We start from the raw sequence: 23,120 nt of genomic DNA, 5'->3' as shown, positions 1-23,120 counted from the left end.
CGGGCGGTCCGGTCAGCCGGTCCGGAGCATCGCCGCGAGCATGCCGTAATAGGCCTTGGGCGGGATCGTCCGGTCGAACGCGCAGCCGATCCGTCCGCCGAGCGACCAGCGGACGTGCGCAAGGATGTCACCGACGATCGGCATGCGGACGTGGAGCCGCTCGCCGGCGTCCAGATCGCCGTCGCAACGCGCCATGAGGCCGCTTGGCGAGACGTTGACCAACGTAAGCCTCAATTCGGTGCCTGCGCTGTCCGCCGCACGCGTGCGGTGCATCACTTCGTCGCGCGGCTCAGACCGCGTCTCGTGCCTAGACGTCGCTTGGTTCGGCATTGGTCAGTCCCCGCTGTGCCCCGGTCGAGGGCTAGGCCGACATCATGAAGCCCGTGCCACCAAGCATCCCTAACGCAGTGTTCATGACCGTGCCGGTCCGGCGGGTCAGCCGGGCAGCAGCATTCCGTGACGCTTCTTGCCGAGGCTGAGGCGGACCGGCGCGGCGACGGGGATCGTGGCGGCGGGGTCGCGCAGCGGTTCGCCGTCGACGCGTACCGCGCCTTCGCCGATCTTGCGTCGCGCCTCGCCATTCGATGCGACGAAGCCGAGCCCGACCAGCGCCTCGACGACGCCGATGCCGGTCCCGGTGCAGGTCAGGCTCGGCAGGGCGTCGCCCGACGCGCCTTCCGCGAAGGTCTTGCGCGCGGTCTCGGCCGCCTGCTCGGCGGCGTCGCGGCCGCGGCACATCGCGGTTGCCTCGTTGGCGAGCACGACCTTCGCGGCGTTGATCTCCGCGCCTTCGAGCGCCTCGAGACGCGCGATCTCTTCGAGCGGCAGGTCGGTGAACAGCCGCAGGAACCGGCCGACGTCGCGGTCGTCGGTGTTGCGCCAGAACTGCCAGTAATCGAAATGCGGCAGCTGATCCTCGTGCAGCCAGACCGCGCCCGACATCGTCTTGCCCATCTTGCCGCCGTCCGCGGTCGTGATCAGCGGGGTGGTGACGCCGTACACTTCGGTGCTGTCCATCCGGCGCGAGAGCTCGATGCCGTTGACGATGTTGCCCCACTGGTCCGAGCCGCCCATCTGCAGCCGGCATCCGGCGCGGCGCGACAGTTCGAGAAAGTCGTAGGCCTGGAGGATCATGTAGTTGAATTCGAGGAAGCTCAGCGACTGTTCGCGGTCGAGGCGGAGCTTCACCGAATCGAAGGCGAGCATCCGGTTGACCGAGAAATGCTGGCCGACGTCGCGCAGGAACGGGATATATTCGAGCGCGTCGAGCCACTCGGCATTGTCGAGCATCACCGCGTCCGTGGGGCCGTCGCCGAACGTCAGGAAGCGTTCGAAGATGCGGCGGATCGAGGCAACGTTGGCCTTGATGCCGTCTTCGCCGAGCAGCTTGCGCGCCTCGTCCTTGAAGCTCGGATCGCCGATTTTGCCGGTGCCGCCGCCCATCAGGACGATTGGCTTGTGGCCGGTCTGCTGAAGCCGGCGGAGCAGCATGATTTGGACGAGGCTGCCGACGTGCAGCGACGGCGCGGTCGGGTCGAAGCCGATATAGCCAGGTACGACCTGCTTGCCCGCGAGCGCGTCGAGCGCGGCGGCGTCGGTCATCTGGTGGACATAACCGCGCGCGGTCAGCGTGGTGAGCAGGTCGGACTGGTAGGTCATGGAGGAGCCACTAGCAGCGGTTGTGCGGTCCGTCATCCCGGCTGCGCGGTCGTCGTCACGGCCCGCCGTCATCGCATTCTCAACCGTCATCCTGACGAAAGTCAGGATCCAGGGTTACAGGTCCTGGCGCTCATGGCTCTGGATCCTGACTTTCGTCAGGATGACGGATTTTGGCACGGTAAGTCCGTGGCAACGTACGCGCCGATTACATCCGCGGCAGTTGCGACGACGGGTCGACCGGGGTGCGGCCCTTGCGGAGTTCGAAATGGAGTTCGGGCCGGTCGGCGAATCCGGTGTCGCCTGAGAGCGCGATCGTCTGGCCGCGCTTCACGCTCTGGCCGCGCTGGACCAGGAGTTTCGAGGCATGGCCATAGACGCTGGTCCAGCCGCCGCCATGCTTGACGATCACCAGCCCGCCAAGCGCGGCAATGCCGTCGCCGACATAGGCGACGACGCCGTCGGCGGTGGCGCGGATCGGGGTCGAAACGGGAATGGCGATCTTGATGCCGTCGTTGCGTTCGCCGCTGGCGCCGTGACCGAACCGCTTCACGACGCGGCCATCGACCGGCCAGAGGAAACCGCCGCCCGCGAGCCGTACCGGGGCGGTGACGACCGCGCTTGGCGGCAGGACGCGTCGCGGGGTCGGGGTCGGGCGGACCGGCGCCTGGTTGCTCGCAAGCGCAGGCTCGCCGCCGGTCAGGATGTCGTCGACGTCGAGCGTGAACGCCGCCGCCCGATCGGCAAGGCTGGTGCCGCCTTCGGTATCGGGGATGACGATGCGCTGGCCCGCACGCAGCACATAGGGTTCGAGCAACGCGTTGACGGCAACGATGCGCGACCAGGCGACCCCGTAGGCACGGGCGATCGCGATCCCGGTCTCGCCGCGCCGGACGAGGTGATAACGGCCTGCCGGGATCGTCAGTCGCTGTCCCGTCTGGATCGTGAAGGGCGGTTCGATCGCATTGGCGCGCGCGATCGCCTCGCTGCTCGCCCCCGAGCGTTCGGCGATGGCGAGCAGCGTATCGCCCGGGCGGACCGTATAGAGTGATTGATCGACGCGCTGCGCATCCGCGGCGACCGGGCGCTCCTCCCACGCGGGGCGCGGCGCCGGCAGCGTAGAGACGGGCACGGGGGTGCGATCGCCGCGCCGGACGGGTGAGGGGGCAGGGCTGGCGTCCTGCCGCTCCACGCGGCGCGGATAGGTGCGCCGACGCGGCGGAGCCTCATAGGGGTCGGATCGCGTGGCGTCGCTGCGATCGCGCGCGTTGTTCGCGGAGCGGTCCTGCGGGTCGGCGGGTGGGAGGCGCTGGATCGGTTCGAGCGACTGTGGCGTCGGCCCGCGGTCGGACCGGACCGGCGAGTCGACGCTCGGGATGCATCCGGCGAGAGCCAGCGCCGCGCCCAGGATCGCGGCGGCGCGCGTCACGCGTAGGCGCGTCCCAGCATGTCCAGCGACTCGGCATGCGTCAGATCGAGATGCAGCGGCGTGACCGAGATATAGCCGTCCGCAATGGCCTCCAGATCGGTCGCGTGAAGCGGCGTCTCGACCGCGCCGCTGAGCGCGAACCAGTGATACTCATAGCCGCGCGGGTCGGTGTTGGTGACGATCTGCAACCGGCCATAGTCGCGCAGGCCCTGGCCGACGACGCGAATGCCGCGCACCGCATCGGCCGCACCGACGGGGAAGTTGACGTTGACGAGCGTCCGGGGGGCGAGCGGCGCATCGAGCAGCGGGCGCAGGACACGTTCGCCCCAGGCGGCCGCGACCTCGAACGGGACCGAATCGCCCATGCCTTCCCGGCTGTAGACCTGGCTCAGCGCGATCGACCGGACCCCGGCCAGCGCACCCTCCATCGCAGCGGAGACGGTGCCCGAATAGGTCACGTCCTCGGCGAGGTTGGCGCCACGATTGACCCCCGACAGGATCAGGTCGGGGGGGCTGTCGTTCATGATCCGGGCCAGCGCCATCATCACCGCATCGGTCGGCGTGCCGGCGACGGCATAGCGCTTCTCGGCAAACTTGCGCACGCGCAGCGGTCGCGACAGCGTCAGCGAATGGCCCGCGCCCGACTGTTCCTCCGCCGGCGCCACCACCCAGACATCGTCGGACAGCGTCGCGGCGATCGCCTCGAGCACCTTCAGCCCGCGCGCGTGATAGCCGTCGTCATTGGTCAGCAGGATCCGCATCAGGCAGCGGGCTCGAGCAGGGTGAGGCCGCCCAGATAGGGCTGGAGCGCGGTCGGTACCGCGACTGCGCCATCCGCCTGCTGATAATTCTCGATCACCGCGACGAGCGTGCGGCCGACCGCGAGGCTGGAGCCGTTGAGCGTGTGGACGAACCGCGTCGCCTTCTCGCCCTCGGGGCGATAGCGCGCGTTCATGCGACGCGCCTGGAAATCAGTGCAGGTCGAAATGCTGGATATCTCGCGATACTGCGCCTGGCCGGGGAGCCAGACTTCCAGATCATAGGTGCGCGCCGCGGTGAAGCCCATATCGCCACCGCATAGAAGCATCCGCCTGAACGGAAGCTGCAACGCGTCGAGCACGCCCTCGGCGCACTGCGTCATCCGCTCGTGCTCGGCCTCGGACTGGTCCGGGGTGACGATCGCGACCATCTCGACCTTGTCGAACTGGTGCTGGCGAATATAGCCGCGGGTGTCGCGACCGGCCGACCCGGCCTCCGAGCGGAAACACGGCGTCAGCGCGGCGAAGCGGAGCGGCAGTTCGCCGTCGGTCAGGATCCGTTCGCGCACGATGTTGGTCAGGCTGACCTCTGCGGTCGGGATTAGCCAGCGGCCGTCGGTCGTGCGGAACAGGTCCTCGGCGAACTTGGGCAGCTGGCCGGTGCCGAACACCGCCTCGTCGCGTACCAGCAGCGGCGGCGCGACTTCCTCGAAACCGTGATCGCGCGTCAGCCGGTCGAGCATGAACTGGCCGAGGGCGCGCTGCAGCCGTGCGGCGGGGCCGCGGACCAGCGTGAAACGCGCGCCGGACATCGCAACGCCCGTCTCAAAATCGAGCCCGATCGCCGGGCCGACGACGTCATGCTCGCGGGGGGCGAAGGCGAAGTCGGGCTTCGTCCCGCGTGCATGGACGAGCACATTCCCGCTCTCGTCGACCCCCGCAGGGACGTCCGATGCGGGCAGATTGGGGATCGCCGCGAGCGCCGCATCGAGCTCGGCGGTCAGCGCCGCCTCGTCGGCCTCAAGCGTCGGCAACGCGGCCTTCAGCGCGGCGACCTCGGCCATCAACGCCTGTGCGCGCGGCTCGTCCTTCTGCGCCTTGGCCTGGCCGATCGCCTTGGACAGCTCGTTGCGGCGGGTCTGCGCGGCCTGCGCTTCGGCGATCGTCGCACGGCGGCGCTCGTCGAGGGCGACGAGCCGGTCGCTGGCGGAGGCAGCGCCGCGGCGGGCGAGAGCTGCGTCGAATGCGGCGGGGTTTTCACGGATCAGACGGATATCATGCATGGCGCTAGGCTATGCCGAGGCCGGCAGGTACGCGCAACCCGGTGCGCCCGCGGGACGTTGGGGAGGGCAGAGGCACAGATCAAAGAGGAGAAAGCCCGTGGATCTTCCGCACAAGTCCGTCGTCATGGTCGCCGATGGCCGCAAGATGTTGTTCCTGCGCAACGAGGGCGATGCCGCCTTTCCGAACCTGGTCGTCGAAGAGGCGGTCGAGCAGGAGAACCCCGCGACGCGTGACCAGGCGACCGACTCGGCCGGCCGCGCCTCGTCCCCGCAGGGTGCCGCGCAGAGCTCGGTCGAACCCACCGATTTCCATCAGATCGAGGAAGACCGGTTCGCGGCCGACGCAGCCGAGCTGCTCAAGACACGCGCGTTGAAGAACGACTTCGATTCGCTCGTCATCGTCGCACCGCCCAAGACACTGGGCGAGATGCGCAAACATTATCACAAGGCGGTCAGCAGCAGGCTGGCGGGCGAGCTCGCCAAGGATCTGACCGGGCATCCGATTGCGGACATCGAGACGGCGCTCAAGAACGCCTGATCATTGCCACCCGATAGTTGAAAAGGCCCGCAACACGTTGTTGCGGGCTTTTTTTTATGTCCGAGATTTATGCAGGATCAGTGCGCGGCGCGCTTCGCGAACCGCCGGCGGGCAACGAGGGCCGCGGCCGCTGCGCCGAACAGCAGCACCATCGGGGGTGCCGGAACCGGGGCGGGTGGCCCGCCACTTGAGCCGGTGCTGCCATTGCCGCCGCCGTTCGAGCCATGCCAGCCGCCGTTCGAGCTCCAGCCGCCATTGCTGCTCCAGCCTGCGCTGCTCGATCCATAGCTCGACGACGAGGTCGAGCTCGATCCGCTGCTGGTCGACGACACGGTGCCGCCCGAACTGCTGCTGGTCGACGAGGCGACGTTGCCGCTGGACGAGGAAGACACGTTCCCGCTCGACGACGACGAAACGTTGCCACTGGATGAGGAGGATACGTTACCGCTCGACGAGGACGATACGTTACCGCTGCTCCCGCCGCTGGCGGACGACGAGGTGCTCGACACCGACGCGCCGCCGGTGCTGGACGACGATCCGCCTGTCGATGATCCGCCCGTGGATGACCCGCCGGTCGACGAGGTGCTGCTGACGCCACCGCTCGAGGTCGAGCCGCCACTCGTGCTCGATGAACCGCCGCTCGTGCTCGACGAGCCCCCGCTCGAGGTCGACGAGATGACGATGCTGCCGCCCGAGCCGCCGCCGCCAAAGAAACCGCCGCCAAAGCCGCCGCCGCCAAAGCCGCCACCCGGGCCGCCGCCGCCGAAGAAGCCGCCGCCGCTGTTTATCGGCACGGCGGTCGGACTGCCGGCGCCGCCCACGAACGGGTCGGCAAGCCCCACGGGGACCGGGGGCGCATTGGCGACCGTCACCATGGCCGGCGCGCAGGCGGTCGTCCGTGTGGTGACGACGCGACGGATGCGCGGACGGGCGACGGCGCCAATCTGGCGGGGGACAACGCGCTTGGTCATCGTCTTGGTCTGGATCGCGCGCTTCGGACGCTCGGCGACATGGACGGCGCCGCCGCCGATGATCGCGCCTCCGCAGGCGCACGCGCATAATTTGGCCAAGGCCATCCGCACCGACATACTCAAAGTCTCTCTCGTTGCCGACGCGCAGACGACGTCGGATCGCGTTCACGGCACTCGGACGCCGTGTTCGCACAAAGCGCAAAACAAAGCGTTAAGCGCAAGCGCCCATGACGTGATCTGGTGGTCATTCTCACAATATCGCGACGGGCGGGGCGCTCAATACGCAGACCGTGCCGTGGCGGGACAGTTGTCGCATCCAGGATCATGGCGACGGGCCGATTCCCGGGACTCGCTGAGGCCGTCGGCGGGCGGTGTAACCCGGATGCATCGGTACGCAAGAATGTGTCTTCATTATCGATCCAAGCGCAAGTCTGCTCGCTTGTGGTCCGGAACACGTAAGACTATAGGCCCTTTCACCATTTGGGGGTGGCTTCGAGACGCGGCTTTTCGCGCCGACCGGCCAGAGGGAGAGTGGTATGGCAACGGTAATGAATCGCGTAGACGAGCACGGTACCAATCTTGCAGCAGCCAATGATGCCGATGGCTATCGACCGACGGCCGACGAGCCGTTCATGAGCCTGCGTCAGCAGGCCTATTTCCGGCAGAAGCTGCAGCAGTGGAAGGACGCTATCCTGCGGGAATCGCAGGAAACCCTGTCGCAGCTCCAGGTCGATTCGCTGCGCGAGGCGGATTTGACCGACCGTGCGTCGAGCGAAACCGACTGGTCGATCGAACTGCGGACCCGGGATCGCCAGCGCAAGCTCGTCTCGAAGATCGAGGCGGCGATCCGCCGGATCGACGATGGCGAATATGGCTATTGCGAAGTCACGGGCGAACCGATCAGCCTGGCCCGCCTCGAGGCGCGGCCGATCGCGACGATGACCGTGGAGGCGCAGGAACGCCACGAGCGCAACGAAAAAATCTCCCGCGAGGACTGATATCGGGTCGGCGAACAGCGCATAGGCACGTGGTCCGCCTTCTGATATATGCGACGCATATCTCGACGTCGGGACACAGGAATACGGATGGACATGAGAAACCAAGGGTCGTTGGGCGCCGAGGGTGCGGCAGGTGCCGGCGCCGGGGAGTCCGTCGAGGATAGCGCAGACCCGGGCCAGAACCGGCCGGTCCGTGACAGCCTGCTGATGATCGCGCGGTTCAGCTATGCCGACGGTGCGGGTGTGTACGAGGTGCGGGTCCGCAACCTGTCCGAGGGCGGGCTGATGATCGAGTTCGATCGGCCGCTTGCCGTCGATACGCCGGTCACGATCGACCTGCGCGGGATTGGTGAGGTTACCGGACGGGTGGCGTGGTGCACGCAGGGTCGTCTGGGAATCGCGCTCGACGAGACGATCGACCCGATGAAGGCGCGCAAGTCGGTCGGGCAGGGGCAGACGACGCCGACCTTCGCCAAGCCGATCGTGTTCCGGGAGCCGCGGTCACGGTAACCTCGTCCGGTAGAGCGGGGCAGCGTTAGGTTGCCGGTAACGGTTGAATAGGGGCTGACTGAAGAGGCGGTGGTGGCGTATCCGGCACCCCGCCAGTCCGGCTTTCCCGAGGGGGAAGGAATCGGAAAAGCCGGAACCGCGTGACGACAGGCCGATCGCCCGCCGCCACGAACGGCGTTGGGTCTAGAGGTTGGCGAGTTCTTCCTTCAGGCGAAGCTTCTGCTTCTTCAGTCCTGCGAGCGCCAGCGCGTCGGGCATAGGCCGGTGTACCTCTTCGGAAATCCGGCGGTCGAGCATTTGATGCTTGGTTTCCAGCGCAGCCTGGTGCGTCGTTTGCATGGTGGAAAAACTCCTTCTGCATTCGTGTTGGGGTCCCGAGTAAACCATCGCGCCACCCAAAAGTCTTTAACGAAGATTGGTGAATCGACCGGGCGAGCCGTCACGTGCGACGGGCCGAGCCCGGGCGGCCGAACGGCGCGCGTCGGGCAGTTTTTGGTGCTCGCGCAATGCCATGCATTTGCTAAGGACCGCGTAGCAGGGGTGGGCGAAGGACATGATGGTGGACGAGGCACAGATCAGGGTCCGACTGGACGAAATCCGGACCGAGCATCGCGACCTCGATTCGGCAATCGCCGCGCTCTGGTCGCTCACCGTTCCCGACCAGCTGCAGATCGCCCGGCTCAAGAAGCGCAAGCTGCGGCTACGCGACGAAATTGCCGCGTTCGAGGACCAGTTGATCCCCGACATCATCGCCTGACCCGTCCGAGCAGGCGCGGATGCGGGGCGTGATTTCGGACAGCGCCTTCAAATTGCGTCATAATATAGATCGAGCGGTCGATCGAAGCGGCGCGTTTCGGGACACATCCTGGCGCATCGCTGCGTTTTCCCGATGGGCGCGGCGATGCGGCTATGGCAGTCGGGCAGAATGATTGGTCGACCGCCCGAACTGCCCCTGCAAGACCGCATGATCGGTGCGCTGTACCGTGAAGCGATGCGGCTGGCCGAAGAGGCGCGGGCCTATTTCGACGATACGGGACGGACCGACCGGGACGGGCTCGAACCGCTCGTCCGCGTCAGCCTGAGCTGTGAATCGCTCAAGGTCACGACCCGGTTGCTCCATGTCCTCGCGTGGTTGCTGACGCAGCGCGCGGTTCAGGCGGGTGAACTCACGCGGGGCGAGGCGCTGGATCCGGCGCGGCGGCTCGGCGAGGCGCCGGTGACCGATGACGCGATGCTGGCGGCGTTTCCACCCAGCGCGAGGGCGCTGATCACCGCGAGCATGCAGCTTCACCGGCGCGTCGCGCTGCTCGACGCCGCGCTTGATGCGCCACGGCCCGCCGCGAGCCCCGCCTTGTCGATGCAGGATCGCCTCGCCCGCGTCCTCTAATGCCGCTGGCGGGGCGTACCGTCAGACGAGCCTGGCCTAGACGAGGCCGAGCCGGGTGCGTGCCGCGCGATATTCGCGCTCAAGCCGGTCGACGCGGTCGGCGACGCTCTCTACCGCGGTAACCGCACCGATGCCCTGGCCCGATCCCCAGATATCCTTCCACGCCTTGGGCTTCGATCCACCTTCGGCATTGGCACCGCCCCCGAAGTTCATCGTCTTAAGGTCGCCCTCGGGCAGCGCATCGGGATCCATCCCGGCTGCGACGATCGACGCGCGCAGGTAATTGCCGTGCACGCCGGTGAACAGGTTCGAATAGACGATGTCCGCCGCGCGCCCCGCGACGATGCCGTCCTTATAGGCCTGGTCGGCATTCGCCTCGACCGTCGCGATGAAGGGCGAGCCGATATATCCGAAATCGGCACCCATCGCCTGCGCCGCGAGTACCGCGTCGCCGGTCGCGATCGCGCCCGACAGCGCGAGCGGACCGTCGAACCACTGGCGAATCTCCTGGATGATCGCAAACGGCGATAGTCGTCCGGCATGGCCGCCGGCGCCCGCGGCGACCGCGATCAGGCCGTCGGCACCCTTTTCGATCGCCTTGCGCGCGAACCGGTCATCGATGACGTCGTGCAGCGTGATCCCGCCCCAGCCATGCACCGCGGTGTTCAGATCCTCGCGCGCGCCGAGCGAGGTGATCACGATCGGCACCTGCCATTTGGCACAGGTTTCGAGATCGCGTTCGAGCCGGTCGTTCGACTTGTGGACGATCTGATTGACCGCGAACGGCGCGGCGGGGCGATCGGGATTGGCGCGATTGTGCGCGCTTAGCTCCTCGGTGATCCGGTGGAGCCATTCGTCGAGCATCGCCTGCGGTCGCGCATTGAGCGCCGGGAAGGATCCGACGATGCCCGCCTTGCACTGGGCGATCACCAGGTCGGGTCCGGAAATGATGAACAGCGGCGACCCGATCACGGGCAGGCGCAGGCTCTTTAGAATAGCGGGTACGGTCATGGCGCGTTTCATAGCGCAGCCGAAACGGCTGCGCCAGCATTCTGGTTAGAGCGGCAGTCACGTGTGATTGCCATGTGACCGCAAATGCTTAGAGCGATCGGCATAGAGTGTTCCGGAGATGTGCCGCCATGAAGTTTGCCGTTGCCGCCTTGCTGGCGCTGTCCGTGTCTGCGCCCGCGCTTGCCGCAGGGCAGTTGCCGCGCAGTGTCGTGCCGATCCTGTACGATATCCAGGTACGCCCGGATGCGAAGGCGATGACGTTCAGCGGGACCGAGACGGTGACCATCGACGTCAAGCAGGCGACCCGGACGATCCAGTTGAACGCGGCGGATTTGAACATCACGTCGGCGACGTTCGACGGCCGCCCCGCCACCGTAAAGGCGGACGCCGCAGCACAGCTGCTTACGGTGACGCTGCCCGCGGCGGTGAGCGTCGGGCGGCACAGCCTGGCCTTTGCCTGGACGGGCAAGATCAACCAGTCCGCGTCCGGGCTGTTCGCGATCGACTATGCCAATGCCGACGGGTCGTCGTCGCGGATGCTCGCGACCCAGTTCGAGGCCCCCGACGCGCGCCGGTTCGCACCGATGTGGGACGAGCCCGCGTTCAAGGCGAAGTTCCGCCTGTCCGCGGTCGCGCCGGGCGCTCAGCTGGCCTTCTCGAACATGCCTGCCACGGCGATCACGAAGCAGGCGGACGGCACGCAGCTCTACAAGTTCGGCGAGACGCCGCTGATGTCGAGTTATCTGCTGTTCCTCGGCATGGGGGACATGGAGCGCAAGACGCTGATGGCGGGCAAGACCGAGATCGGCATCATCAGCCGCAAGGGAGTCGTCGATCAGGGCGACTATGCGCTCGCCGCCGCGAAGGACCTGCTTGCCTATTACAACGACTATTTCGGCCAGCCCTATCCGCTGCCCAAGATGGACATGATCGCGGGGCCGGGATCGAGCCAGTTTTTCGGCGCGATGGAGAATTGGGGCGCGATCTTCTATTTCGAGAACGAATTGCTGTTCGACCCGAAGCGCGCGACCGAAAGCGCGAAGCAGCGCATTTATACCGTTGTCGCGCATGAAATGGCGCACCAGTGGTTCGGCGACCTCGTCACCATGGCGTGGTGGGACGATCTGTGGCTGAACGAGGGGTTCGCCTCGTGGATGGAGGGCAAGTCGAGCGGCGTACTCGTGCCAGCGTGGAAATCCGAGGCGGCCGCGGTGTCGGGCGAGCGCGAGGGGGCGATGGGGATCGACGCAACGTCCGCGACGCACCCGATCATCCGCAAGGTCGAGACCGTCGACCAGATTGGCGAAGCGTTCGACGGCATCACCTATTCGAAGGGGCAGGCCGTGATTGGCATGCTCGAATCGACGCTCGGCCCCGACGTGTTCCGCAAGGGCATCCGCAGCTACATGGCCAAGTATAAATACGGCAACACGGTCACCGAACAGCTCTGGGCCGAATTGTCCGCAGCCGCGGGCAAGCCGGTCGCAGAGATCGCGCACGACTTCACCTTGCAGGGCGGCGTGCCGCTGGTGACGATGACGGGCGCGACCTGCAACGGCGGCGTTACCACCGCCATGCTGACGCAGGGCCGGTTCGGGCTGGATGCGGCATCGAAGACGCCGCAGACCTGGCACGTGCCGCTGGTCGTGGGCAATCTCGGCGGTGCGCAGACGGCGACGATCGTCACGGGCGCAGCGCCGTCGCGAGTCACGATCCGGGGATGCGGTACGGTCGTCCTCAACCGCGGCAAGGGCAGCTATACCCGCGTGATGTACGACGATGCGGGCCATGCCGCGATCGTCCGCGACTATGCCAGACTAGACCTCGCCGACCGGCTGGGCACGCTGGGCGATGATTTCGCACTGGCGGCGGGCGGCTATCAGGACCTGTCGCGTTATTTCGCGGTGATGGACAAGGTCGGGCCGGGCGCCGATCCGCTCGAATGGTCGTCGGTCGCAGGCGCGCTCGGCCGGATCACCGGGCTGTACGACGACACCCCGCTCGAGGCGCCGCTGCGCGCGCGGTCGGTCGCGATCCTTGGCCCCGTGCTCGCGCGGATCGGCTTCGAGGCTAAACCGGGCGAATCGCCGCTGACGAGCAATTTGCGCGAGACGCTGGTCGGGCGGCTCGGCACCAATGGCGATACGGGCGTCGCGGACCGTGCGCGGCGCTATGTCGCGGCGCTGGCGACCGATCCGACCGCGATCCCGCCGGCGATCCGCCAGCCGATCCTGTCGACCTATGCCGTCAACGCGACCCCGGCGGAATGGGACGCGCTGCTTGCGCTCGCCAAGGCGGAGAAGAGCCCGGTTGCCAAGAACCGGTTCGTGACGCTGCTCGGGGCCGCGCGCGACCCCGCAACTGCGGGGCGGGCGCTCGCGCTGCTCAAGACCGACACAATCTCCGCGCCGCAAAAGGCCGGGCTGCTCCGCGCCGTCGCGGGGGCGCATCCCGACCTGGCGTTCGACTGGGCAGTCGCGAACCGTGAGCTGGTCGAGAGCTTCCTCGAGGCGAGCACGCGATCGGGTTATATCGTCGGGCTCGGCGCGGGCTCGAACGATCCGGCGATGCCGGGCAAGATCAGCGCCTTTGCGGACAAATATCTGCCCGCCTCGTCGCGAGGCGGCGTGACGCGGTCGCTGTCGACGATCGCGGTCCGCAAGGCCGCCGCCGACCAGCTGCGTCCCGCCGTCACCAAGTGGGTCGCCGGCTGACACAACGGCGCCGTTTCCCGGGCGATGTCCCGGGGTCCGGCGCGCATGGCTAGTCGATACGGGTCAGTCCGGTTGCGCAGGCGCGGGCCTTCTCGACATAATGCTGGGCGGAAATGCGGAGCGCCGCGATCGCCTGTTCATCGAGCTGCCGGACCGCACGCGCCGGGCTGCCGATGATCAGGCTGCCCGCGGGAAAGGTCTTGCCCTCGGTGACGAGCGCGCCGGCGCCGACGATGCAGTCCTCCGGGATCACCGCATGGTTGAGCAGGATCGCCCCCATGCCGATCAGCGACCGGTCGCCGACCGTGCAGCCGTGGAGGATGGCGTGATGGCCGATCGTGCAATCCTCGCCGATCCGAAGCGGCGCGCCGGGATCCGAATGGAGCATCGCGCCCTCCTGGATGTTGCTGCGCGCGCCGATGACGATCGGCGTATTGTCCGCGCGGACGACCGCACCGAACCACACGCTCGCCGCCTCGCCCAGCTGGACATCGGCGATCAGATCGGCGCTTGGCGCGACCCAGGCGGTCGGGTGGCAGGTGGGGCGTTTGTCGCCCAGGGCATAAAGCGGCATCGCAAGGTCTCTCCGTCGAACCCGCGGGCTGCGACGAAGCCCGAAACGACACCGCCGCACCGCAGATCATCGGTTCGATGTCTGCGATACGGCGGGATCGTCTGCAAGAGCGGCAGGACAGGCCGTCAGGCGACGGTATTTCAGGCGACGGGCGGCATGCCCTTGATCACCTTGTCGAGCGTCAGCGGATATTCGCGGATCCGGACGCCGCAGGCATTGTAGACCGCATTCGCGACCGCGGCGCCGACGCCGCAGATGCCGAGCTCGCCGACGCCCTTGGCCTTCATCGGCGACGACTTGGCGTCGGTCTCGTCCATGAAGAACACGTCCTGATAGGGGACGTCGGCATGCACCGGGACATGATATTCGGCCATGTCGTGATTGACGAAATAGCCGAACCTTTTGTCGACGACCGCGTCTTCCATCAGCGCCGCACCGACGCCCATGGTCATCGCGCCGATGACCTGGCTGCGCGCCGACTTGGGGTTAAGGATTCGCCCGGCGGCAAACGCACCGCTCATCCGGCGTACCCGAACCTCGCCGGTCGCCGAATCAACCGCGACCTCGACGAAATGGGCGCCGAAGGTCGACTGCGCATAGGTCTTGGTCAGATCGCCGAACTCGATCGAGTCCTCCGCCGACAGGCCCGCATCGCCCGCCGCCTCGGCGAGCGATACGCTGCGGTTGCCCGACTTCACCTTGCCGTCCTCGAAGACGATGTCGGTCGGGTCGAAGCCGAGCTTGCGTGCGACGCTGTCGCGCAGTGCCGAACAGGCCGCATAGACGCCCGCGGTCGAGCTGTTGCCGCCCCATTGGCCGCCCGAACCGGACGAGACGGGGAAGCTGCTGTCACCGAGCAGGACGATCACCTTGTCGAGCGGCACGCCCATCATCTCGGCCGCGGTCTGCGCGATGATCGTGTAGCTGCCGGTGCCGATGTCGGTCATGTCGGTGGCGACGGTGACGACGCCTTTCTTGTCGATCCCGACGCGCGCGCCGGACTTCATCGTGACATTGTCGCGGAAGGCGGACGCCATGCCCATGCCGATGAGCCAGCGGCCTTCGCGGACCTGGCCCGGCACGGGATTGCGCTTGTTCCAGCCGAACCGCTCCGCGCCCGTCCTGAGACAGCCGACGAGATCGCGGTGCGAGAAGGCGCGCTTGGGCGATTCGGGATCGACCTGCGTATCGTTGACGATGCGCAGCTGGACCGGATCCATTTTCAGCGTCTCGGCAAGCTCGTCCATCGCCGCCTCGAGCGCGAGCAGCCCGACCGCCTCGCCGGGGGCGCGCATCGCGTTGCCCTCAGGAAGGTCGAGCGTCGCGAGCCGCGTCGCGGTCATCCGGTTCGCGCCCGCATAGAGCAGCCGGGTGACGTTCGGCGCGGTCTCGGGTCCGCCACCGGGGAGATCGCCCGACCAGCTTTCATGCGCGATCGCGGTGATCGTGCCGTCCTTGCGCGCGCCGATCCGGAGCCGCTGGATCGTCGCCGGACGGTGCGTGGTGTTGTTCATGATCTGCGGACGGGTCAGCGCGACCTTGACCGGCTTGCCGCCGATCGCCCGCGAGGCGAGCGCGGCCATCACCGCATCGCTGCGGATCCAGAGCTTCGACCCGAAGCCGCCGCCGACGAAGGGCGACAAGACGTGGATGTCCTCCTTGGGAATGCCGAGCGTCTCGCTCATGTCGCGCACCGCCCAGTTGAGCATCTGGTTCGAGGTCCACAGCGTCAGCTTCGACCCCGTCCACGCAGCGGTCGTCGCGTGCGGCTCCATCATCGCATGGCTCTGATCGGGCGTGGTATAGGTCTGGTCGAGCTTGACCGGGGCCTTGGCAAAGGCGCCGGCGAAGTCGCCGATCGCGGTATCGGGCTTGCCGTCCTTCGGCTTCACCGCGGCGGATTTCTCCGCGGCGAGGTCGAATTTCCCGGCGCTGCGGGCATAGGTGACGCGGACCAGCTTCGCCGCTGCGCGCGCCTGTTCGAATGTCGATGCGACCACGATCGCGACCGCCTGATCGAAATGCTGGACGTCGGGGCCCGCGAGCATGCGGGCGGTATGCGCCTGCGCCTTGGCCACCGTACCGGCATTTTCATGCGTGACGACGGCGAGGACGCCTGGTGCAGCCTTGGCTTCGGCGAAATCGATCCGCTCGATCCGGCCCTTGGCGATCGCCGCGCCGACGATATAGCCATAGACCGCGCTCGGTGCGGCGTCGTTGCGTTCATAGGCATAGCGCGCGGTTCCGGTGGTCTTGCGCTTGCCGTCGATGCGGTCGACCGGTTGGCCGACGACCTTCATGCGGTCGATCGGGTTGGTCGTTGCGGGAGTGTCGAACTTCATGGCGATCAGGCCTTCGCTTCTTCGAGCACTGCGTGGATCGTGCGTTCGATCAGCGGCAGCTTGAATGCATTTTGCGACGTCGTGCGGGCACCAGCCAGAACGGCCGCGGCCGTGGCCTTGGCGCCCTTGGGCAGTTGCGCCTCGGCAGCTTCGACCCGCCACGGCTTGTGCGCGAGGCCGCCAAAGGCAAGGCGCCCGCGGCCATCGGGCTGGATGACCGCCGCGACCGACACCAAAGCGAACGCGTAGGAGGCACGGTCACGCACCTTCTGGTAGATGTGCGTGCCGCCAATCGGCTTTGGCAACGTGACCGCGGTGATCAGCTCACCCGCGGCGAGCGCGGTCTCGATATGCGGCGTCGTGCCCGGCAGCCGGTGGAAGTCGGCGATCGGGATGGCGCGTGTCTGGCCGGCCGAATTGACCGTCTCTACGGTCGCATCGAGCACTCGCATCGCGACCGCCATGTCGCTCGGGTGCGTCGCGATGCACGCATCGCTGGTCCCCATGACCGCGAAATTGCGGTTGAAGCCGCCGATCGCCGCGCAGCCGCTGCCCGGCTGGCGTTTGTTGCAGGGCTTGGTGGTATCGTAGAAATAGGGGCAGCGGGTCCGTTGCAGCAGATTGCCCGCGGTGGTCGCCTTGTTGCGCAACTGGCCGGACGCGCCTGACACGAGTGCCCGGCTGAGCACGCCGTAGTCCTTGCGGACGCGGGCGTCGGCGGCGAGGTCGGTGTTGCGAACCAGCGCACCGATCCGCAGGCCGCCGTCGCTGGTTGGTGCGATCGTATCGAGATCGAGGCCGTTGACGTCGATCAGATGCTGCGGCGTCTCGATCTGCAGCTTCATCAGGTCGAGCAGGTTGGTCCCGCCCGCGATGAACTTGGCGCCAGGCGTACGGACCGCCGCTGCCGCGGCGGCGCTCGCGGTCTTGGCGCGTTCGAAGGTAAAGGCCTTCATGCCATGCGCTCCGTGCCGGCGACGTCGTGGATCGCGTCGATGATGTTCGAATAGGCGCCACAGCGACAGATATTGCCGCTCATCCGCTCCTGAAGTTCGGCGGTCGTCACCTTCGGCTTGGCGGCGATGTCGCCGGTGGCATGGCTGGGGATGCCTTCCTTGATCTCGTTGAGCGTCGCGACCGCGGAGCAGATCTGGCCTGGCGTGCAATAGCCGCACTGATAGCCGTCATGCTTGACGAAGGCGGCCTGCATCGCGTGCAGCTTCTCCGGCGTGCCCAGACCCTCAATCGTGGTGATCGAGTCGCCCTCGTGCATCACTGCGAGCGTCAGACAGCTGTTGATCCGCCGGCCTTCGACGATGACCGTGCAGGCGCCGCACTGGCCGTGATCGCAGCCCTTCTTCGTGCCCGTCAGCTTCATCGTCTCGCGCAGCGCGTCGAGCAGGGTCGTCCGCGTATCGACCTCGATCAGGGTATTGCGGCCATTGACCTTGAGCGTCACCGGCATCGTCGTCGGCGGGGTCTGTTGCGGTGCCGCCACCTGCGCACCCACCGGGGTCCCGGTCAGGGTCGCGGTCGCTACGCCACCCGCGATCACGCCACGGCGCGATACGGGAAATCCGTCATTGCTGTTCATAAAGATCTAAAGCTCCCTGATCCGCTAACGAACGGATCGCCACGGAACCGGTTGCGTCGCCACGCCGGAATCCGCCCTAACTCGGAAAAAATAGGTATCAGGCGGCTGCCGCGCCATAGGGCGGGACCGAGATAATTGACGGTCTAAGCCAAAAGTCCCAATCCGACACCGTCATTGACCCTTCAAATCGCACGCAATTCTGATATCGTCATGATCACGATCAAGGGATTGAGCGATGCAGAGTTACGCGCAGACGGTTGCTCGACTGAGGTCGATGGCTTTCCTCCTTGAGGAGGCGTTGCGCATCGCTGACGAGGGCGGCAACGCGCTGGTCGGGGCGAAGATCAGCGATTGTGTCGACTGGATCGAACAGGAGCTGACGTCGGTCAACGTGCGCGCCGCGCTCCATCCGATCACCGAACAGGGCAGCGCGGACCCCGCCTGAGGGGCTGGCGCTCGGCGAGTCGAAACCACGTCAGTCGTGGCGCCGGGGAAAGGTCCCGTTCTAGAGGATCGCCAGCTGGACCGTCCGGGCATGATCCGTCTCGGCGTTCGATCCGCTCGCGCGCGGCCGATGCCAGTTAAGGCGGCCGATAACGGCGGCGATCCGTGAACAGCGTCGCTCGCCCTGACTGTACGCGCTGCCGGTTGCCGCAGCGCGCGCGCAGTCCGCATCCTCGCGCTTTCATCGGTGCCGCGACTCGACGTCAAAAAAAGTCGGAGGTGGAGCGATGGACAGTCTGCGCCCCCTGTGCTCGGATCTGTGCAGAGGGGAACAGCATGAGACCGGTTTTCAGATCTAAAATGGCGCTGACCGCGGTCGCCGTGACGATGGCTTTTGGCATGACCCCAGGGGTGGCTCGCGCCCAGGTCGCAGATCCCCTAGCGATGACGACCGATCCCGCAGATCGCGAGGTGATGGCGGAGGCAGCGTCGGCGATTGCCGGACGATCGCCCGACATCGCCCGGCTCGATGCGGTCCTTGCCAAACTGCCGCGGCCGACGCCGCTGCGCGGCATGGTGCAGACGGTGCGGGCCGGTGTTCTCGCAAGCGCGCAGGCGACCGGCCCCGCGGTCGCGGCGATCGAGGAGGCGCTGCGGCTTCTGCCGGATGATCCGCGGCCGAAACTCGTCGCGACGGGAATCTATACGTTTTCCGGTTCGCCGCAGCGCGCCGCGGATCTCCTCCTCCAGGCCAGCCGGCTTGCGCCGGAGATGACGCGGCATTTCGACCGCTACGTCGTCATGGCGTTGACGGGGCGTTTGACCGAGATCGGCGACCGGAGCCGGGCAGACCGGCTCAACGCCCGGCTTGGCGAGATCGGCTTCAGTTCGGGGCTCGCGCCCGAACGCTCGACCGCAGCCTTGTCCCGCACGCGCGAGGCGATGCGGATGTCGACAGGCGCATCGACTGACGAGGCGGCAAACCTCGTCACGACGATCGGCGATCCGGACGATCTGCTCACACTCTATATCGACCGACGCTATGCGCCGCTCTGGCCGCGGATCGCGGAATGGGCCGGGGCCGATCTCGCTGCCCAGTCGCGGCGCTACCTCGACGAGCTGCGCGGCGACTGGGCGGCGGCTGCCGATTTCGACACCGCTACGCCCTATGCGCGTCGCCTTTCCCGCCTCGAGGCGTATCCCGCGGTGCTCGGCCTGTTCCTGCCAATGTTCGACGGGATCGACACCGGAGCGGCGGTGCCAGTGGAGGCGCGTGCCGCGGGCGCGCCGCGGGGCGAGGGCGTGTTCCTCGCGCCGATCGTCGCCAGGGCGCTGGCGCATCAGGGGCGCTATGACGAGGCGCAGGCATTGCTGGCCAGGGTCGCGACGACCGTGCCGGCCGACGACCAGGGCAATGGCCTCAATCTCGACGGCGCCTATCTGCAGCTGGCGGCGATGGAGACCGACTGGCCGCAGGTCCTCACGCGCGCCGACGTCTTTCTCGATCGGGCGAAACGATACGGGAGCAACGTCAACCGCGCGTCCGTCCTGCTCGTCAAAGCCTGGCAGGCCTGTGCGCTCGCCCGGACTGGACAGAGCGCTGCCGCCGAACCCGTCACCGCAGAGGTGCTGTTGGACGAAGCGCTGGTGCCGGACGCCGCGATGCAGATGTATGTCTGTCGGGGCGACCAGGCCGCGGCGCGCGCGCTCGTCATCCGCCGGCTCGCTGACGAGACGACCCGCGACTGGGCGCTGCGCTATGTCCAGCCGACCGGCTCCGCAACGACGACGCCGCTCGACCGGTTGACGGACCCGGTCGACGACGCGGTCCGGACCGCGCCCGACGTCGTCGCCGCGGCGACGCGGGTAGGGCGGATCCTGCCGAATCCCGTCAGCGTCGGGCTGCCGCAGGGGTTCGATCCGTTCCGCCTCCAACCGCGGACGACGCCGCTGGACGCGAACGCCGTCTAGGCGGCCGCGACGCCGATCGACCTCAGTCGCCGCACTGGGTCATCGGCACCGGCGCCGAATCGATCCTCACGTCGGATACCGACACCCCAAGCGCGCCGTCGGTCGCGAGCACGAAGGGTGCGGTGACATCCGCCATGTCGACACCGCGCTTGGCAAAGCATTGCAGCGGCACGACGACCTGGCGCCATTCGCCCGGCGTACCGGTCGCGAGCGTCCTGGTGATCGGGACGCTCACCACGGCACCGTCATGGCTGACCATGCCGATCGTAACGGGTGCGCTGGCGGCGCGATCGACGCGCAGGTCGACGACGAGGCTCAACTCGCCATTGCTCTCCCGCGTGAGATCGAGCGGACGATCCGCCTCGATGCGTGCCTCGGCCGCACCGCCCGACCAGACGAGGCTGCGTGCATCCTCCTGGCGGCGGCGGTCGACCGCCGAGGCGGTGAGCCGCCGGTTCGTCGTCGTCGCATTGACGCCAAGGAGGCGGACCTTCGACTGTCCCTGTTCGGCGAGGACGAGCGACCAGCCTTCGGGGACGCGACCCTTGCCGAACACGATGCCGCTCGATGCCACGGCGAGTCCGGCGGGGCGCGTCTCGTCGAGCTTCGGGACGGTGCCCGGCTTCGCGTAGCTCAACCCATAGCCATAGGCGAACAGCGGATCATAGCCGGGGTCCGCGCGGTTGAGCACATATTGATCGGGGCGTTTGGGCCAGGAGAAGCTGAGCTTGCCGCGAAAGTCGTTCGCGATGCGCCCGTCCTTGGTGCGGAACAGCACGTCGGCGACGCCGCCGCCCTCGCTCCCCGGCAGGAACGCCGCGACGAACGCATCGGCGGCATTGAGCTCGGCGTTCACCCAGAGCGGCCGTCCGGAGAGGAATACCGCCACCACCGGCACGCCCGCCGCCTTGAGCTTACGGAGCAGCGCGAGATCGGCCTTGTCGTCGGGGCTATAGTCGAGCGTCGGGCGGTCGCCCTTGAACTCGGCATAGGGCTGTTCGCCGAACACGACGATCGCCGCATCGGGTTTCTTCGCGAAGCTGCCGTTCGCCGACAGCGTCGCGGTGCCGCCCGCCGCCTTGACCGCCGCGTCGATGCCCGACCAGATCGACTGGGCATTGGGGAAGTTCGCATTGGTGAGGCCGCTACCCTGCCAGGTCAGCGACCAGCCGCCCGCCTGTTGTGCGATATCATCGGCACCGCCGCCTGCGACCAGGATATTGGCCGTGGGCTTGAGCGGCAGCAGCCCGCCTTGGTTCTTGAGCAGCACCAGCGATTCGCGCACTGCCCGCCGTGCGATGGCACGGTGGTCGGCCGCGCCGATCCGCTCCATCTTGCCCGCAAGCGCGCGCGACGACGGCCGCCCGCGGTCGAACGTGCCCGCGCGCAGCTTGACGCGGAGGATGCGGCGGACCGCGTCGTCGAGCCGAGCGGCGGAGATCTCGCCCGACTGCGCCTGTTTCAGCGTGTTCGCGTAGAGCGTTTTCCACCCGCTCCCCGAATACATGAACATGTCGAGCCCGGCATTGATCGCGGCGGCGCAGCTCTCGTTCGAACAGCCCTCGACCTGGCCGTGGCCGTTCCAGTCACCGACCACGAAGCCGTCGAAATGCAGCCGGTCTTTGAGCACGCCGGTCAGCAGGCTCTTATTGCCGTGCATCTTGGCGCCGTTCCAGCTCGAGAAGCTCGCCATCACCGATTGCGTACCTGCCTCGATCGCGGCGGGGTAGCCACCGAGATGAATGTCGCGCAGCGTCGTTTCGGGGATCAGTGCATCGCCCTGGTCGCGCCCGCCGGTGCCGCCGTCGCCGAGGAAATGCTTGGTCGTCGCGATCACGCGGTCGGGGGCAAGGAAATCCCTGGTGCCGACCTTGCCCTGCACGCCCTCGATCACCGCGCCGGCGAAATCGGTCTGGACCGCGGGTTCTTCCGAATAGCTTTCATAGGTGCGGCCCCAGCGATCGTCGCGGACCACCGCGAGCGTCGGCGCGAAGGTCCAGTCGATCCCGGCGGCGGCGGTCTCGATCGCGGTCACATGGCCGATCTCGCGCATCAGGTCACGGTCGCGCGTCGCACCGAGGCCGATATTATGCGGGAAGAGCGTCGCACCGGGAATGTTGTTGTTGCCGTGCACCGCGTCGGTGCCCCAGATCACCGGAATGGCGGGCCGACCGTCGCTGCGCGCCATCGACGCATCGTAAAAGGCATCCGCGAGCTTCAGCCACTCGATCGGCGGCGCGAGATCGTCGCCGTTCGGCCCCGAATTGCCCCCGTTGAGGATCGAGCCGAGCTTGTAGGTGCGCAGGTCCGCGGGGGTGATGCTGGCGATGTCGACCTGGATCAGCTGGCCGACCTTGTCCTCGATCGACATGCGCGCGACGATCGCGTCGAGCCGCGCTTCGATCTTCGCGTCGCGCAAAGGCATGGCCTTGGCGGTCGGCCAGAGGCCTGGATTCGCGACCGCCGAAAGCGGTGTGGACGCCGGGTTTGCGGCTGGCGCGGCAGATGTCGGAGCAGATGTCGGAGTAGATGTCGGGGCAGGGGCAGGGGGCGGCGAGGCTGGCGGTCGCGACGCGATCGGCGAGGCCGCGGTCTGTAGCAGCAGTGCGATCGTCACCGATGAGAAACCCGTCGACATCCTTATCTCCCTGATCCCGGTTCGAAGCGCTTCGACTGATGCCGACGCCCCCGGGCATTGCCACCCTGCTATCGCCGCAGCGGGGCGTCGGGCAAATCATTTACGTTACAAGCAAGGGAAGGATCGAGTTCGCATCCGAACTCCGGTGTTGTCTGCCACCGCTCGGAAAGCCGGCTATAAGCGTCACGGGGGCGCAGAACGCGCCAGGGCGCAAAAATTGCCATAAAAGTGAAATTTGCGTTTGACGGGATTGGGGAGTGGGCCTAGAGGGGTGTCACCGCAGCGAACGGCCACACGGTCTG

General features: G+C 67.3%; 21 protein-coding genes. 8 read left to right on the top strand and 13 right to left on the bottom strand.

The genetic code is table 11. From position 1 onward, the window contains the following. Positions 1-12 precede the first annotated feature (12 nt). From SOM18_RS17420 to serS, 5 genes are all read right to left on the bottom strand, one after another. A complete protein-coding gene (locus SOM18_RS17420) occupies positions 13-330 on the bottom strand; it encodes a PilZ domain-containing protein (protein WP_031439643.1) in 318 nt (105 codons plus the stop codon). A 105-nt stretch (positions 331-435) separates the two neighbouring features. After that, entirely contained in the window at positions 436-1,659 is a 1,224-nt protein-coding gene (tyrS, locus tag SOM18_RS17415) for a tyrosine--tRNA ligase (RefSeq protein WP_320482079.1), read from the bottom strand. 205 nt (positions 1,660-1,864) lie between these two features. Continuing rightward, positions 1,865-3,085 (bottom strand): M23 family metallopeptidase, encoded by a 1,221-nt coding sequence (locus tag SOM18_RS17410; protein WP_320482078.1) that lies wholly within the window; start codon positions 3,083-3,085, stop codon positions 1,865-1,867. Continuing rightward, positions 3,082-3,846, bottom strand: coding sequence for a 5'/3'-nucleotidase SurE (surE, locus tag SOM18_RS17405; protein WP_320482077.1), 765 nt, complete (start codon positions 3,844-3,846; stop codon positions 3,082-3,084). The genes SOM18_RS17410 and surE overlap by 4 nt, the downstream gene beginning before the upstream one ends. Then, positions 3,846-5,126 carry a serine--tRNA ligase gene (serS, locus tag SOM18_RS17400; RefSeq protein ID WP_166748086.1) on the bottom strand — a complete coding sequence of 427 codons (1,281 nt, stop codon included), beginning with the start codon at positions 5,124-5,126 and terminating at the stop codon, positions 3,846-3,848. Before serS ends, surE begins: the two co-directional genes overlap by 1 nt. Before the next feature lie 97 nt (positions 5,127-5,223). Between serS and SOM18_RS17395 the strand changes: the two genes are divergently transcribed. Next, complete coding sequence (locus tag SOM18_RS17395) at positions 5,224-5,664, top strand: host attachment family protein (protein ID WP_031441820.1); 441 nt, start codon at positions 5,224-5,226, stop codon at positions 5,662-5,664. A gap of 77 nt (positions 5,665-5,741) precedes the next feature. Here the strand turns inward: SOM18_RS17395 and SOM18_RS17390 are convergent, their stop codons facing one another. Next, positions 5,742-6,752 carry a hypothetical protein gene (locus tag SOM18_RS17390; RefSeq protein ID WP_320482114.1) on the bottom strand — a complete coding sequence of 337 codons (1,011 nt, stop codon included), beginning with the start codon at positions 6,750-6,752 and terminating at the stop codon, positions 5,742-5,744. A gap of 419 nt (positions 6,753-7,171) precedes the next feature. On the opposite strand from SOM18_RS17390, the gene dksA reads away from it, so the two are divergent. Together dksA and SOM18_RS17380 are read left to right on the top strand one after the other, a co-directional pair. Further along, positions 7,172-7,633, top strand: coding sequence for an RNA polymerase-binding protein DksA (gene dksA / locus SOM18_RS17385; RefSeq protein WP_031393916.1), 462 nt, complete (start codon positions 7,172-7,174; stop codon positions 7,631-7,633). 87 nt (positions 7,634-7,720) lie between these two features. Then, on the top strand, positions 7,721-8,143 hold the full coding sequence (locus tag SOM18_RS17380) for a PilZ domain-containing protein (RefSeq protein ID WP_235188463.1): 423 nt from the start codon (positions 7,721-7,723) through the stop codon (positions 8,141-8,143). Positions 8,144-8,326: 183 nt separating this feature from the next. Here the strand turns inward: SOM18_RS17380 and SOM18_RS17375 are convergent, their stop codons facing one another. Then, a complete protein-coding gene (locus SOM18_RS17375) occupies positions 8,327-8,482 on the bottom strand; it encodes a YdcH family protein (RefSeq protein ID WP_081874429.1) in 156 nt (51 codons plus the stop codon). A 220-nt stretch (positions 8,483-8,702) separates the two neighbouring features. Here SOM18_RS17375 and SOM18_RS17370 point away from each other — a divergent pair, with 220 nt between their 5' ends. Continuing rightward, complete coding sequence (locus SOM18_RS17370; protein WP_031393918.1) at positions 8,703-8,900, top strand: YdcH family protein; 198 nt, start codon at positions 8,703-8,705, stop codon at positions 8,898-8,900. Between the two features lie 168 nt (positions 8,901-9,068). Further along, positions 9,069-9,530, top strand: a complete 462-nt coding sequence (locus tag SOM18_RS17365) for a DUF1465 family protein (RefSeq protein WP_031441823.1) — start codon at positions 9,069-9,071, stop codon at positions 9,528-9,530. 36 nt (positions 9,531-9,566) lie between these two features. Here the strand turns inward: SOM18_RS17365 and SOM18_RS17360 are convergent, their stop codons facing one another. Beyond that, positions 9,567-10,541, bottom strand: coding sequence for an NAD(P)H-dependent flavin oxidoreductase (locus SOM18_RS17360; protein WP_031441824.1), 975 nt, complete (start codon positions 10,539-10,541; stop codon positions 9,567-9,569). Between the two features lie 128 nt (positions 10,542-10,669). Here SOM18_RS17360 and SOM18_RS17355 point away from each other — a divergent pair, with 128 nt between their 5' ends. Further along, the gene (locus tag SOM18_RS17355; RefSeq protein ID WP_320482076.1) at positions 10,670-13,255 is read left to right on the top strand and encodes a M1 family metallopeptidase; all 2,586 of its coding nucleotides are present in this window, start codon (positions 10,670-10,672) and stop codon (positions 13,253-13,255) included. 49 nt (positions 13,256-13,304) lie between these two features. Here the strand turns inward: SOM18_RS17355 and SOM18_RS17350 are convergent, their stop codons facing one another. The 4 genes from SOM18_RS17350 to paoA all read right to left on the bottom strand — a co-directional run bounded on the left by SOM18_RS17350 (position 13,305) and on the right by paoA (position 17,765). Next, entirely contained in the window at positions 13,305-13,829 is a 525-nt protein-coding gene (locus SOM18_RS17350; protein ID WP_031441826.1) for a gamma carbonic anhydrase family protein, read from the bottom strand. Positions 13,830-13,969: 140 nt separating this feature from the next. After that, positions 13,970-16,171 (bottom strand): aldehyde oxidoreductase molybdenum-binding subunit PaoC, encoded by a 2,202-nt coding sequence (gene paoC, locus SOM18_RS17345; RefSeq protein WP_031441827.1) that lies wholly within the window; start codon positions 16,169-16,171, stop codon positions 13,970-13,972. Between the two features lie 5 nt (positions 16,172-16,176). Continuing rightward, the gene (locus SOM18_RS17340) at positions 16,177-17,127 is read right to left on the bottom strand and encodes a xanthine dehydrogenase family protein subunit M (protein ID WP_320482075.1); all 951 of its coding nucleotides are present in this window, start codon (positions 17,125-17,127) and stop codon (positions 16,177-16,179) included. Continuing rightward, a complete protein-coding gene (paoA, locus tag SOM18_RS17335; protein WP_037529025.1) occupies positions 17,124-17,765 on the bottom strand; it encodes an aldehyde dehydrogenase iron-sulfur subunit PaoA in 642 nt (213 codons plus the stop codon). Before paoA ends, SOM18_RS17340 begins: the two co-directional genes overlap by 4 nt. Positions 17,766-18,039: 274 nt before the next feature. On the opposite strand from paoA, the gene SOM18_RS17330 reads away from it, so the two are divergent. Together SOM18_RS17330 and SOM18_RS17325 are read left to right on the top strand one after the other, a co-directional pair. Beyond that, positions 18,040-18,210, top strand: coding sequence for a hypothetical protein (locus SOM18_RS17330; RefSeq protein WP_156363498.1), 171 nt, complete (start codon positions 18,040-18,042; stop codon positions 18,208-18,210). A gap of 443 nt (positions 18,211-18,653) precedes the next feature. Continuing rightward, entirely contained in the window at positions 18,654-20,180 is a 1,527-nt protein-coding gene (locus SOM18_RS17325; protein WP_320482074.1) for a hypothetical protein, read from the top strand. 22 nt (positions 20,181-20,202) lie between these two features. On the opposite strand, the gene SOM18_RS17320 is transcribed toward SOM18_RS17325, so the two are convergent. Continuing rightward, complete coding sequence (locus SOM18_RS17320) at positions 20,203-22,818, bottom strand: exo 1,3/1,4-beta-D-glucan glucohydrolase (RefSeq protein WP_320482073.1); 2,616 nt, start codon at positions 22,816-22,818, stop codon at positions 20,203-20,205. Positions 22,819-23,120: the final 302 nt, after the last annotated feature.

Source organism: Sphingomonas sp. CFBP9019, assembly GCF_034045155.1.
GTDB classification, from domain to species: Bacteria; Pseudomonadota; Alphaproteobacteria; order Sphingomonadales; family Sphingomonadaceae; genus Sphingomonas; species Sphingomonas aerolata.
This window is presented reverse-complemented; position numbering and strand designations above follow the sequence as displayed.

Excerpts from the sequence above, each read along its gene's own strand:
- SOM18_RS17420 (WP_031439643.1), bottom strand. The coding sequence starts at position 330 with ATGCCGAACCAAGCGACGTCTAGGCACGAGACGCGGTCTGAGCCGCGC.
- tyrS (WP_320482079.1), bottom strand. The coding sequence starts at position 1,659 with ATGACCTACCAGTCCGACCTGCTCACCACGCTGACCGCGCGCGGTTAT.
- surE (WP_320482077.1), bottom strand. The coding sequence starts at position 3,846 with ATGCGGATCCTGCTGACCAATGACGACGGCTATCACGCGCGCGGGCTG.
- serS (WP_166748086.1), bottom strand. The coding sequence starts at position 5,126 with ATGCATGATATCCGTCTGATCCGTGAAAACCCCGCCGCATTCGACGCA.
- SOM18_RS17390 (WP_320482114.1), bottom strand. The coding sequence starts at position 6,752 with ATGTCGGTGCGGATGGCCTTGGCCAAATTATGCGCGTGCGCCTGCGGA.
- dksA (WP_031393916.1), top strand. The coding sequence starts at position 7,172 with ATGGCAACGGTAATGAATCGCGTAGACGAGCACGGTACCAATCTTGCA.
- SOM18_RS17380 (WP_235188463.1), top strand. The coding sequence starts at position 7,721 with ATGGACATGAGAAACCAAGGGTCGTTGGGCGCCGAGGGTGCGGCAGGT.
- SOM18_RS17375 (WP_081874429.1), bottom strand. The coding sequence starts at position 8,482 with ATGCAAACGACGCACCAGGCTGCGCTGGAAACCAAGCATCAAATGCTC.
- SOM18_RS17365 (WP_031441823.1), top strand. The coding sequence starts at position 9,069 with ATGATTGGTCGACCGCCCGAACTGCCCCTGCAAGACCGCATGATCGGT.
- SOM18_RS17360 (WP_031441824.1), bottom strand. The coding sequence starts at position 10,541 with ATGACCGTACCCGCTATTCTAAAGAGCCTGCGCCTGCCCGTGATCGGG.
- SOM18_RS17355 (WP_320482076.1), top strand. The coding sequence starts at position 10,670 with ATGAAGTTTGCCGTTGCCGCCTTGCTGGCGCTGTCCGTGTCTGCGCCC.
- SOM18_RS17350 (WP_031441826.1), bottom strand. The coding sequence starts at position 13,829 with ATGCCGCTTTATGCCCTGGGCGACAAACGCCCCACCTGCCACCCGACC.
- paoC (WP_031441827.1), bottom strand. The coding sequence starts at position 16,171 with ATGAAGTTCGACACTCCCGCAACGACCAACCCGATCGACCGCATGAAG.
- SOM18_RS17340 (WP_320482075.1), bottom strand. The coding sequence starts at position 17,127 with ATGAAGGCCTTTACCTTCGAACGCGCCAAGACCGCGAGCGCCGCCGCG.
- paoA (WP_037529025.1), bottom strand. The coding sequence starts at position 17,765 with ATGAACAGCAATGACGGATTTCCCGTATCGCGCCGTGGCGTGATCGCG.
- SOM18_RS17330 (WP_156363498.1), top strand. The coding sequence starts at position 18,040 with ATGGCTTTCCTCCTTGAGGAGGCGTTGCGCATCGCTGACGAGGGCGGC.
- SOM18_RS17325 (WP_320482074.1), top strand. The coding sequence starts at position 18,654 with ATGACGACCGATCCCGCAGATCGCGAGGTGATGGCGGAGGCAGCGTCG.
- SOM18_RS17320 (WP_320482073.1), bottom strand. The coding sequence starts at position 22,818 with ATGTCGACGGGTTTCTCATCGGTGACGATCGCACTGCTGCTACAGACC.